The sequence below is a fragment of the Arsukibacterium sp. UBA5043 genome (assembly GCA_002415085.1).
Lineage (GTDB): Bacteria > Pseudomonadota > Gammaproteobacteria > Enterobacterales > Alteromonadaceae > Alishewanella.
In genome coordinates this window covers 1-12,253 of record DIBV01000009.1, presented here as the reverse complement: position 1 = coordinate 12,253, position 12,253 = coordinate 1, and the positions used below count along the sequence as shown (strand labels likewise).

The 12,253-nt window shown below is 40.5% G+C and carries 11 protein-coding genes; 8 read left to right on the top strand and 3 right to left on the bottom strand.

Annotation, left to right across the window (positions count from 1 at the left end):
- The first annotated feature begins 82 nt into the window (after window positions 1-82).
- Both B2Q61_RS09835 and B2Q61_RS09830 read left to right on the top strand, forming a co-directional pair.
- Window positions 83-715 carry a choice-of-anchor H family protein gene (locus B2Q61_RS09835; RefSeq protein WP_290619625.1) on the top strand — a complete coding sequence of 211 codons (633 nt, stop codon included), beginning with the start codon at window positions 83-85 and terminating at the stop codon, window positions 713-715.
- On the top strand, window positions 716-1,657 hold the full coding sequence (locus B2Q61_RS09830; RefSeq protein ID WP_290622116.1) for a hypothetical protein: 942 nt from the start codon (window positions 716-718) through the stop codon (window positions 1,655-1,657). It begins immediately after the preceding gene.
- On the opposite strand, the gene B2Q61_RS09825 is transcribed toward B2Q61_RS09830, so the two are convergent.
- Both B2Q61_RS09825 and B2Q61_RS09820 read right to left on the bottom strand, forming a co-directional pair.
- On the bottom strand, window positions 1,626-2,690 hold the full coding sequence (locus tag B2Q61_RS09825; RefSeq protein ID WP_290619621.1) for a hypothetical protein: 1,065 nt from the start codon (window positions 2,688-2,690) through the stop codon (window positions 1,626-1,628). The genes B2Q61_RS09830 and B2Q61_RS09825 overlap by 32 nt on opposite strands.
- A 103-nt stretch (window positions 2,691-2,793) precedes the next feature.
- Complete coding sequence (locus B2Q61_RS09820; RefSeq protein WP_290619793.1) at window positions 2,794-3,036, bottom strand: PhoH family protein; 243 nt, start codon at window positions 3,034-3,036, stop codon at window positions 2,794-2,796.
- 124 nt (window positions 3,037-3,160) lie between these two features.
- Between B2Q61_RS09820 and B2Q61_RS09815 the strand changes: the two genes are divergently transcribed.
- The 6 genes from B2Q61_RS09815 to B2Q61_RS09790 all read left to right on the top strand — a co-directional run bounded on the left by B2Q61_RS09815 (window position 3,161) and on the right by B2Q61_RS09790 (window position 11,877).
- Window positions 3,161-4,615 carry a tyrosine-type recombinase/integrase gene (locus B2Q61_RS09815; protein ID WP_290619619.1) on the top strand — a complete coding sequence of 485 codons (1,455 nt, stop codon included), beginning with the start codon at window positions 3,161-3,163 and terminating at the stop codon, window positions 4,613-4,615.
- Complete coding sequence (locus B2Q61_RS09810; RefSeq protein WP_290619617.1) at window positions 4,602-7,733, top strand: hypothetical protein; 3,132 nt, start codon at window positions 4,602-4,604, stop codon at window positions 7,731-7,733. The genes B2Q61_RS09815 and B2Q61_RS09810 overlap by 14 nt, the downstream gene beginning before the upstream one ends.
- Window positions 7,734-9,827, top strand: coding sequence for a tyrosine-type recombinase/integrase (locus B2Q61_RS09805; protein WP_290619615.1), 2,094 nt, complete (start codon window positions 7,734-7,736; stop codon window positions 9,825-9,827).
- The gene (locus tag B2Q61_RS09800; RefSeq protein ID WP_290619613.1) at window positions 9,824-10,291 is read left to right on the top strand and encodes a hypothetical protein; all 468 of its coding nucleotides are present in this window, start codon (window positions 9,824-9,826) and stop codon (window positions 10,289-10,291) included. Before B2Q61_RS09805 ends, B2Q61_RS09800 begins: the two co-directional genes overlap by 4 nt.
- Window positions 10,292-10,623: 332 nt before the next feature.
- On the top strand, window positions 10,624-11,130 hold the full coding sequence (locus tag B2Q61_RS09795; protein WP_290619611.1) for a DUF305 domain-containing protein: 507 nt from the start codon (window positions 10,624-10,626) through the stop codon (window positions 11,128-11,130).
- Window positions 11,131-11,145: 15 nt separating this feature from the next.
- On the top strand, window positions 11,146-11,877 hold the full coding sequence (locus tag B2Q61_RS09790; RefSeq protein ID WP_290619609.1) for a glutaredoxin: 732 nt from the start codon (window positions 11,146-11,148) through the stop codon (window positions 11,875-11,877).
- Between the two features lie 184 nt (window positions 11,878-12,061).
- Here the strand turns inward: B2Q61_RS09790 and B2Q61_RS09785 are convergent.
- The coding region (locus B2Q61_RS09785) for an efflux RND transporter permease subunit (protein ID WP_290619607.1) at window positions 12,062-12,253 on the bottom strand (192 nt) is incomplete at its 5' end.

Here is a 12,253-nt window from a genome sequence, read left to right as displayed (position 1 = left end):
TTTACTATTCCTTTACTCACAAGTTCAGCTGAAATTCAGCGCGTTAGACTGTAATAGTAACAAATATCGAGGAGATCTGCTTATGAAAACCCTACTGAAAACAGCGGCTGCTTTATTGTTATTTATGCCCCTGCTAAGCCTGGCAGACAGCGTTAGCACTGAGCTAAGAAGTCATCAGCACAGTGCTATGCAAACGAGTAAAGTACAAGGTTCAGCGATCAATCAGAGCTATCAATCCGATGTCTGGTTCCACAGCATTGATATCAGTCTGAACAGAGACGACAACTATAATGGTTATTTTCACCAGTTGTATGTTGAATTTGATGCCGACTCCGACTATGCCTATCAGCAGGTATTCGCCGAACTTAGCCTGACTCCCGACTACGGCAATGAACGGATTTATTACACCAGCTCAGTGTTTGAATTATTTGGCCAGAGCAGTAATGACTGGCTGGGTATAGAAACAAATTTGGAGCATCACTACCCGGCAAATTTTTACCTGCTGACCATCCGGATATTTGATGCCAATACCGGTTATTTAGTAGCAGAAGCATCAGGTTATGATCTCAGCGCGCTGGATGCACTGACTCTGGAAGATTATCAGCGTGACCAAATCCAGACCAGCAGCAGCGTAGAGGTATCGGCGGGCTCGACTGGCATGGCGATGTTGTTGGGGTTATGCTTACTATTTTTCAGACGAACAAAGCGGGACTAATTGTTAAAAGGTTATCTCTATTTTCTGCTGCTGCCATTACTGTTGCAGGCTCAAACCCTTAGTATGCAGCAGAGTGTTGACAATAATCAGCGCACTTTCCGTTATCAGTTCCGGGCACAGGAGCAGGATATTAGGTTGCAGTTCTCGGTCAACCCGGCGCGTATTGAGGACAATAGTAATTTGCTACAGATTTATGTGCCGCAGAGGATGCAGCAACAGTTATGGCGGGAGTTGCAGCTTCAGGCTAGTCAGGCTGGGCCTTACCGGCTGACACCGGGCCCGGACGGCGACTGGCAGAACTTTACGTTGCATCATGCGTCAGCGGCCACGTTGTCTCAAGAAACAATGGCCGATACAGAGCAACTGCAACAAAAGCTGCAACAATTCAGCCAGCAATTTCAGCAGCAGTATGTAACGCGGATGGGTTATCAACTGCTGTTGCTTGCCGACAATCGGCAGTTAATTACGGTTGATCACCCCGAAATAATTCAGCGAAGTCTGGACGATATCGCCGTTTTAACTCAGTCCGTTGTTAAACAGCTTGAGACTACCGATCTGCGGCAGCTTGTCGCAACGTTATTGAAATGGGTTCAACTTATTCCAAACCATCCGGCAGAGCAAAGAGAATATGGTCGAAGCTTTGCTCCGCCACTGCAAGTGCTGCGGCAACATCAGGGCGACAGCGCCAGCAAAACCGTATTGCTGGCAACCTTGCTGCGCAGTAGTACACCCGGCTTAAAACAAGCCATACTGTACTTACCACAGAAAACAGTGTTAGCGTTGGCCATGCCAGTGGGCCCCGACGACCTGACGGTTACGTTGCAGGGTACAGTTTATCTGGTTATCGATCCGTCAGCTGAGCAGGCCCTGCCCGTAGGGCAGATGTCAGCGATAGAAAAAGTTTATATTCTTAATCAGTATTTTGCTTATCGTCAGTTTTGAGCTGGCTGACTCGTTCGAATACATCCTGCCAGCCCTCGGGCACGCGGCGAACCCCGGCCTGCCCGTTGTTAAGCCGGTCAATATGGGTTGACAGGCGCTGCAACGGCCCCATTATTTTGCGTTTATAGCGCCGTGCCAATAGCCAGGCGAGCACCAGCAATACCCCGGCATAACTCAGCCAGTGTAAAACGAATCTCCCCATACCTGCATAAAATAACGAGCCGCGTTTATCAATCAGTGCCAGCGACCATGGTGTGCCAGTCAACCGCTGAATTTGTAATTGATACTGCTGCAGATTATCACCGTTAATAAAAGTAGAACTGGCAATGACATTACCCGCCTGATCCAGCAGCAGAAAATAACGATCAGGGTTGTTCTTTTCCAGAGTTGCCAGCAATGGCGCCAGCTCCAATGCTAAAACGAACCGGCCAATTTTACGTTCGTTAACATAAAACGGTACACTCATGGCCGCTTGTTCAAGAATAAAATCTTTGTAGAAAACCGGATTCCGATCATAGCCGTTTTCTGAACGTTGATTGCGCTGCAACCACTGAACAAGGTGCTCCACCACGTAGTCAGACCATTTGTGCTGACCGTTGTAGGCAAAACTTTGTTCTGATATATAAAACAAATTTTTCAGTGGCGTAATGCTGGCAGGAGCAATATCAAAATAGGGTTGCAACTGCAGTAACATTTGCAGCTCGGGATCAACCGCCTGATTGGGAAGATAAAGCTCATGCAGTACCACATCAAGTGTGGTAAGTGAGAGCAACGATAATTGATTTTCGTCCGTTACTGCCATCTGCATGCCCAGTTGCCCTCTGGCTTGAACCGCTTGAGCGAACTGCAAAACCGGTTCAATCTGAGCATCCATTTGCTGCGCAAACATTTCAAGTTGCTGGCGGTTATGTTGCAAGCTGGTATTGAATTGCAACAGAAACTGGACGAATGATACGTTGAAACTGAGCGCCACAATCACAATTAAAGAGAATCTGACGGTTCTGTTATAAACAGCATAAGCTGGGCTGGACATGCAACTCCTTTGCATTGCGCTACTTTTTAGTTTTGCAAATCCTAGACCATTTCTATCGATATGCAAACCGTGGCGGCGCTTTTTTTCCGCCGCCATAAGCCGATTACAAATTCGCTTCAGCAAAAGACGCTAAGCGACTGCGAACTACACCATTAAGGTTAATGGTGGTACTGCCTTCAAAGTTTTTGAAGCGTTCAACAATATAGGTCAGTCCCGAGGTCACTGCGGTCAGGTAATTACTGTCAATTTGTGACAAATTACCCGAGCAAATCAGTTTAGTGCCCTCCCCACAGCGGGTAATAATGGTTTTAAGCTGGGCAGCACTTAAGTTCTGACATTCATCCAGGATTACCCCGGTATAAAACTCGTACGGCTACCCCATTATAATAAATTTGATTTATCTTGTTACGCGGCTATACTTCAATACAAAGATAATACACGTTGGCTAACGTTGAGCGAGTGATGGCGATATGGTCGATTCATCTGCAGTACGCATAAAGGTATCGCTAAACATTGGTGCAATAGCTACATTTCAGACATCAAAAGACGGCTCCCCTTTGCTTGATGAATATGGTTTTAAGCAAATATCGTATCGTACCTCAGACTGTATCGACGCCTTCCCACTTATCTATCAATCTTCAATGCTTGATGTCTGCTGTGAGATGAATCTGTTTCTAATCCAGCGGGCAAAAGGTGAATATTCAACAAGGCGCAACACTCGGGATATCTCGAGAGCATGGAGTCAGGGTTATGTGGCTTCGATGCGTGGTGAACCATTAGACATTAAAACTGTAGAAAGCATTTCCAAAGATCTAAAACTCTTCCTCGATTTTCTCTGTAGAAATGAGTTATCGTATTTGGAGTTAATCGCGACACCTATCTCAACATCTTCGATAACATCAGATATTGAAGACCTACCCATTTGGAAATATCAGCGCTATCTCGTTGAAAGAATCAAAAGAAACGACCTTAGCTGGAGCACTGCGAATAGAATGATTCGGCGAGTCCGAGAGTTTTACATCTGGTCTTACCATAGAGGTATAGCTGAGAAATTACCTTTCGAACTTGAGTTGAAAGCTATAAGAAAGAAAAAAAGTAACGATTTCGATATCCTCTATTCAATTCCGAACAAGAACTCCTCAGGATCCTCGATTCAAGCTTGGGTTAGTAACCTGTCAATACCAAAAAAATTTAAACAAAAGGCGCGCAAACCAGAAGCATTGCAACCTTTTAACAGACAAGAGCTTGCTGCGTTGTTAAACACCAATGTTGCGAAGCATCCTACTTATGGCCTATTCCTTAAATGCGCCTACCTTGCTGGATTGCGGTCATTTGAAGTTGTAAAAATTGATTATTGCGACATTGTCAATCCATCGGAGTCACCTACGCGTTCTGTCTACAAAATTGGTCTAGTACGAAAACATCACATGCAAAAACCAATTAACATATCATCAGCGTTGATGGGGCAACTATTTGAATACACTCAAACTGCGCGTTGGAAAAACCGAAGAAAAATACATGAAGAGAAATATCAAATCAATAATCCGGAGCAACCCCTACCATTATTTTTGAACAGCTCTGGAGAGCGGATGGCAGATACAACAGCCGGAGATAGTATTAGATATGCGAGGAAAGAACAACGAAACAAGGGGGTGGAAGTCTTAAAACGCAGCTACCATGACCTACGTTCAACTTTTGGAACATATCTAGCTATGTATCTCATCCAAAAGCTCGAAGACCCAAGACGAGTGAGAGCTATCCTGCGTAAATGGATGGGCCATGAAAAAAGCATAGTAACTGAGAGCTACATCGATTTTGCTAAAGCAACAGACCCAAGTGAGTTTGGAGCAATGCATGATTGGGTTGAAGACATTTATCGGAATGTAAAAAAGCTATCTGAGGAGCCTATAGATGGCTCGACCTAAAAAAATACAAATCGCAACAATACCTGCAGAATTTGTTCAATACTCTGAAGTTTTAGCAGTTCAAATGGATAAGCTTTGGAAGCAATCTTTACCAGTAAAAGTTGTTGAGCAAATTAGTGTTAATGATAATGTCACTCTTACAATCGGTAATTTTCGACGTTCATTAATCAACTTTCAAAAGGCTATGCCATATCTAATGGACAGTTTGCCGGTAGAATTACTGACTGACATCAAACGATTCGGCTTGGATGCGCTGATCGATAAAAATAATAGGGATAAGTTTGAGTGGGAGCTAAACAAGCAAGTAGCACTAAAAATAAGTCCAAAAGCTGCGGCTAGCGCGGATATTGGCTTTTTCAATATCCTTGCCTTGCACACCGGCAATGTTCAGCTAAAACCGCTACCTTTTGAACTACATCTTAAGTTTAAACCTTACTCAATACCATTGGCACGTCAAATAGCCAATATGTATGAACGTGCAACTTTAGGTGACAATAGTAGCCATACCTTAAGTAAAATGAGACTGTACCATAGCATTCACTCTTTAATTGAAATGTTGCCAATTCTGTGGGTAAAGCTTCCGGCAGATGTTTTGAAACGATTTATTGAGCTTGGTTTGGACTGTTTAATTGAGAATGACGACAACGCCATTATTGAGCACCTGGGTGTACATGAATCAATCAATAAAAGAAAAATACCTACTAAGTTTGATGACGCGTTAGCTAACCTGCGGTCAATGCATCTAAATCAAACCTTCCCCCCGTACTCGCATGTAATTTTAAAAAGACAATCAATTGATATTTCTCGGGCTATGAGTTTAAGTTACCGAGAGTTCTCTAGCTTAAAAGTACTGATAGAAACTGTTGGCAGTTGGTATGATGATGATGGGAACAAATCTGATGCTACAATTTCAGAAAATTTGAATTCTACGGTTAACCACATTCAAAAACTTCTAGAAAGTGGACTCAAAAATATAACTGAAAACTCAAGCATTCAAATGATTTTAACTGAGAATCCAGATATCGTTAACAAGTATATTAGTAGCTTCCAGAATCCCCCTCATGCTTTTAATGCATTTTTAAAGCGCATTGCACCAAAGATTTATGGGGAGTATCTATTGGTTGATCTTCGGAGTGAAGAACAATTTTTCACTTATATCCAATCAATATCTTTCACTTTTATGACGGAATATCGCAGATACCTGGATAGCCAAAAAGCTCCTGCTTACAAGCTTTCAAATCAAAAATCTTTTGCAAAGTATTTATATGCTCATCAAAAAAATGAGGAAATTTCTACCGTAATTCAGATGCTAAAAGGCAAAGGAATTCGCGGGCTTGCAGAAAATAATGGTCACGGCTTTTTTCTTCTAGGTAAACATATTGAGGTTACTGCTGAAGGAGAAAGTATAACTAATCGGCAGCCTATCCGCGCAGCTCTTGAGATGTATAATTTTATATGTAACAGCAACGTAAAAATTAATCATTTTTTACCTTTTACTATACTATTTGAGAACGAAAATGATGGAATTTCTTCTTATGTAGACTTTAGCTTTGTCGCTTCTAAGTATAAATGTGTTTTTGACAATTTATTGGAGTATGCTGAGGTAAGTAAAACCAGAACTGACAGCAATGCAAAACAAATTTTAACAGTTAAAAGCCATTTAACACTTACTCAAATCATTTTTAAAAAGTATCACGATACACTTAACATTGATGATATTGAACTACTCAACAGCTTTGGCATTTATGCCCTAGCAAAATTTAACAACAGACTACTAAAGCATTTTAGGCAAATGATATTGCGCGACACTAATTCAAAAATATTAAAATCATCATATGCTGTGGCAATGCAAACAGCTTTAAATCAAGTAGTAGAATTTTTTGAAGTGGATAAGTCTGACACATTTCGAGTATCGAACTCCAAAACACAAAAGCTTGCGGCGCGAAATAGCAATAGAGATTTGTACTCGTTCGAACAAGTGGTACATATCGCTTATGCTATAGAAAAATGTCTACGCCGCGAAAATTTAACTAACTTGCAGAAACTAAGTCTTCACGCTGCAAGAATTCTTCTGAAAACAGGTTGGAATCTGACACCAACGCTTGAGTTAGACTGCGACGATCTAGTATATTTTGATACTACCTTTCAAGGCAATAAAACAGCTGCCGTAAGGCTTTTCAAACGTAGGGCTAATTATAAAACTGATTGGGTTAGGTTTTCTGCTGATGATAAGAAACAATTGATCAATGCAGATAGTGCGCTGAATGAATACGAGACAGGAAAGGTAACAGCCGCAGTAATATCAAACCTAGAGTTCATCCGACAGATGACCATTGGTATTGCTGAAAAACACACCAAGCCTAACCTTCAACGCCGAATTTTTGCATATAAAAATGGTCAGAAAGTAAGAATTCTCAATACTCAATCTTTTACGAGTTGCATTAATAAGATGCTTAAAAGTGAGGGAATTCATGAGTCATTTTCGGTCACTAAGATACGTAAAAAAGGTATGAATTATACCTACAGAAAAGTTGCGAAGAACTTTGAGAGATACCAAAAGGCTGGGATGCATACGCCGCAAGCATTTTATCAGTATTATCTTAGAATGGATGGAGCGGAGACAGAAGAAAGTTTAACAAAAGCTACCACTGTTATGGGAGATTTTTTTCTACGGGATATTTCAGATAATGTTATTTTTGTATCCAAGCCACCGATTGGATCTAAACAGACACCTACAGGTCGCTGCACTCAGAAACATGACTCAGTCGTTGTAACTGAATTTAAAAAGAAAAATAGAAACTTTTTTAAAGAAGATGAAATTAGTGGCTGTGCTAATTTTGGTGCTTGTTTATTCTGTGATCATTTTCGCTGTATAGCAGATGCAGAGCATGTATGGCGATTATTATCATTTGAGAAAGTTGTTATTCAAAGAATGATATCAGCTTCCTACTCGATTGGTGGTAATGATGGAAGCGATCAGCAGCGCTCAATAGAAAAAATTCAACTTAGAGTAAAGAGTATCTTGGATGATCTGGCTGAGATAGAACCAAGGGCTATTGAAAATGGTAAACAAATTTTCAATGAGCATGGTGTGCATCAAGACTGGGAGGTTGTTTAGATGGATTTATTTGATGTACAAAAAGTAGTTAATATAACAGATATCTGTATAACTACGAACAGTCAGGGTTTGTACAAAGTCAAGCCGATGTCAGACATAGTAAAAGCTGGATACAACCGACACTCATTCGATACAACCAGCCTCTGGATAGCTAAACATTTAGATTCTAAAAAAGATGGAGCTGTTTTATTTGGTGCAGAAACGTGGTTTAGTAACGAAAACTCGAACAGACACTTGAATTTTCCTTGCGATAGCAGTGAGATAGCCTTTCAATTACGAATTTATGCACTTGTAAGCCACTTTCAAGGACATGGCAAAGGATACACTGGAGAAAAACTTTCAACGCTTCAAACAAAGCTGGCAGCATTGAAACGGATGGGGAGCTGGTTGATAGAGAAAGGATACAACTCATTTCATCAGTTAGATAAACTTTCCGAGTTAAAGCTGCGAACACTTTTAACGGATTATATTACCAAAGTTGTTAAAGCAACTTCACCAATCAACAAACCGAGAGTTTTCCACGATTGTTTTAACTCAGCTAAAAGCTTAGGCCTAATTAGTGATCGCGTATCAAAGCTTCTTCAAGAAGTTCTAAATGAAGTATTTAAAGAAAATACAACCTCTCTTTCCCACCCGATTATTCCCACTTGTATCGCACGGAACATTGCCAAATTTGCTAAAACCGTTATTGAAGAATGCAGCAAAAGGATAGAAGCCTGGGAAGCCAGCAATGATATTATGATTGAGTATCTCTTGAAACAGCCTTTAAAACATAAGAAATGGAAAGGAGCAGATCTTTTAAACTACTCAGCTAGATGTTCCGGGGCTCATGAAGCATTAAATGAATTGGCCGAGTACTTTGTTGACCTTAAAGTTGCGGTTTATATTCACATTCTTTTATTTACCGGAATGAGGTACAATGAGGTTTTATCCTGTCGGTTGGGCTGTGCAGATAAATCAGATCCTAAAAATGGCAAATATCTTGTTGAAGCTGAAACTCATAAAACAGTTGAAACTGCTTTCTTAGACACCTGGATTGCTAATGAAGATACTTACATAGCAATTAAATTGTTAGAAAGGTATGTAAAAGGCTTAGAAAAAAGAGCGAAACTCCTTCTTAATAACTACCATAACAATATTAAAGAGTCTTTAATTCATAACATAAAGGTTGGTATGAATGAGAAATTGTTATTCGGTGTGACGCATAGCGCGAACTCAATAAGCTATGCAAAATCTGGTCACTTTAAGGACCTTAATGTGAAATCCCCACATTTCGCAGACAAGTTTGATTTGACGGTTACCTCTGATGCTATCGAAGAGCTAGAGAGATTAGATCAAAATTACTCAATATTACGAGGTAAGAATAGAGGAATTCCGTATGTCGTAGGAGATTCTCTGCGACTATCAAATCACATGTTTCGGCACACCTTTGCTTATTTCGTAGTAGCCAATAAGCTTGGAGAGCTTGACGATATTGCAGATCAGTTTAAACACCTAACCCTAGCAATGACTAAGATCTATGCTGACAAAGGTGTTTTGTCACATGAGGAACTAATCGATCTGGTTGATGGTTATGAGCAGTTGATGACCGTTGCGATTGCCAACGAGCTAACTGAGCAAGCTAGTAAAGAAACTTTAAGAGGAGGAGCTGGAGAACGTTTCAATAAAGCTGCGCGTGAGCTTGTAATCGGAGTTACCAATTCAAATTCACCAAACGCACAAGTCATCAGTCAGATTCACTTTAAAGATCTCGCAGAACTGAAGCGGTTTTTCGCCAAAAATCTTGAAACCATTAGGGGACTTCCTCATGGCTACTGTACCGCTGGAGATAGCTGCAAAATAAATGGAGCTTCGGTGCCCTCCGGGTGTGTTTATTGTCCTTCTTTCATCGTTGCAGAAAGTCACAAAATTCATTGGAAAGCACTGAAAATAAGAGCGGAAAAAAAACTTGCTATCATCGAGTCTCTTCCACTCGAGAAACAGCAAGACATGGAACTTTTTGTAATTGCTTATAAAAAAGACCTTAAAGCTGCCGAATATGCATTGAATTCAACGGTCAACAGAATAACACAAAGTGGAGGAGTAACAGAATGAACCATGAAAAAACCCCTTTAGAACGTGGGTATGATGCGCTGAAAGCAATGGTAGCCGAAGGTACAAAGGTAAACATGAACTCTGTGTCTACGAGGGCTAACTTTAGTCATACAAATTTTCGTTACGCAGAGTTTGGAGATCTTAAAGACGCCATTGAGGCTGCAAAAAAACACCAAGAAGCTACTAAACTCAGTAATGAAGTGGAAGTGCTTAAAAGCCAAATTTCTGATCTAACAGCAAAACTAAAAATTGCCCGAAAACAGGTAAAGCAGTTATCTGATAATAAAGCGCAAAAACCAATAGAGTTAATTATAAAGCTTACTGAGTACTATCGATTGAACGATCAGCTAAGAAGCGAAAATATTGATTTGAAAAATCAATTGGCACATAAGTTAGGTGTGACAGAAAAAGTTTTTAGTGTTAACTCTGACACTGGTGAAATCATTGGAATTTTTGATAGGTAGTTTCAACTTTTCGGTTTCACGCGTCCCCCACATAGACTGCCAGGTAAGTTGGGTTGATAAAGGTCAAGATCGCCGCTTATTTACTTGCATATACATTGCAACCAGAACTGAACAGAACCGTTAACAGATCATCGGATAAACTCCTGAATCGCTGTTAGGGATCACTGAAATACGCAGTTGTGCAGAAGAAGCAACGTGTGCACTCTCCGCGCCACCTTCGTATTTATGCACTATTGGCACAAATATTGAATTAATTCAAAAGATTGTCGAAAACTTCAAGTCATTCAAGAATGTTTTTCACACCTGAGAGCTTTCTTAAGTAAGGATTACACATGAAATACATAAAATTTGCAGCAATGATATTTACCTCAACTATTGCGATGCTTGTAATGATGTATTTAAACACGTACGCGGTATCACATATTTGGTTCAGCGAAACCAGGATGTATATGGCTCTCTACATGGGAGCTGGTATGGCCATTATCATGCTGGTGTTTATGCTTGGCATGTATACGAATAAAAAACTTAATGCTGTTATTCTACTGGGTGCCATGGTGCTATTTGCTGGTAATTTGTACCTAGTTCGCTCGCAAACCTTAATATCTGATACCGCCTACATGAAAGCGATGATTCCTCATCATTCCATTGCAATTCTTACCAGTGAACGCTCCAACATTAACGATATCAGAGTTCGTAAGTTGGCTGAGGGTATAATTAAGGCTCAGAGAAAGGAAATTGAGGAAATGGAGTGGCTAATACAAGATATAAAAGATAATGGTAAAGCAACTACCGTTGATGAAGCCGGCAAACGACCCATACCTAATTTTGAAGGTAGCTGAACAAAGGAGACAATGATGAGTAAGACCGCAATAATTTACAGAATGGTTACTGACGAGCATATATGTCCTTATGGGTTGCGTTCAAAAGATTTATTGGAAAGGGAAGGCTATAAGGTCGAAGACAACCATTTAACTTCGCGTGAAGAGACCGATCAGTTCAAAGAAAAGCACGGTGTTAAAACAACACCACAGACTTTTATTGATAGCGAGCGAATTGGCGGATATGACGATTTGCGTGAATATTTCAATAAAGGGCAAGCGGGGCAAACGGGAACGACTTACACCCCCGTAATTACTATCTTTTCCGTTGCTGCGTTGTTGGCGTTGGCTTTTCAGTATTCTGTTTCAGGTGAATATTTATCAATACGAACGCTAATGCTCTTTATTGCTTTTTCAATGACACTGCTCGCGGTACAAAAACTCAAAGATTTATATAGCTTCACGAATTCCTTTATCACATATGATTTACTGGCAATGAAATGGATCAGGTATGGGTATATTTATCCATTTGTTGAGGCTTTTGCCGGTATCGGAATGGTTGCACAACTCCCAGCGATGGCAATAGCTCCTTTCTCTATTTTTATAGGAACGGTGGGCGCTATTTCGGTTTTTAAAGCTGTTTATATTGATAAACGTGACCTTAAATGCGCGTGTGTCGGTGGTGACAGCAATGTTCCACTTGGATTTGTTTCCCTGTCCGAAAACTTGTTTATGATAGTTGGTGGATTAATCATGCTTTTTACATAAATTATGATTGGTTTAAAGTTAAAAAAGTATCCACTACGCATTTGTTAGTTTGTTGAGTAATTAAGATGTAATAAAATTGAAGTATCATGATAGAGATTTATTTCTTACACGATACTTCAACACACTGCTACGCTACCCTCTGTTGTCGCCCACAGCTTAACGTAGTAGCGAAGCAGGTTAATGATTATTCCGTTTGCTGTTTGCGGTTATCGTTTTTGTGCACCCAATGATATAATACGGGCAATACCAACAATGTCAGCAAGGTTGACGAAATAATACCGCCAATCACCACTGTCGCCAGCGGACGCTGCACTTCAGCACCGGTGCCAATATTAATAGCCATCGGCACAAAGCCAAGGCTCGCGACCAAAGCGGT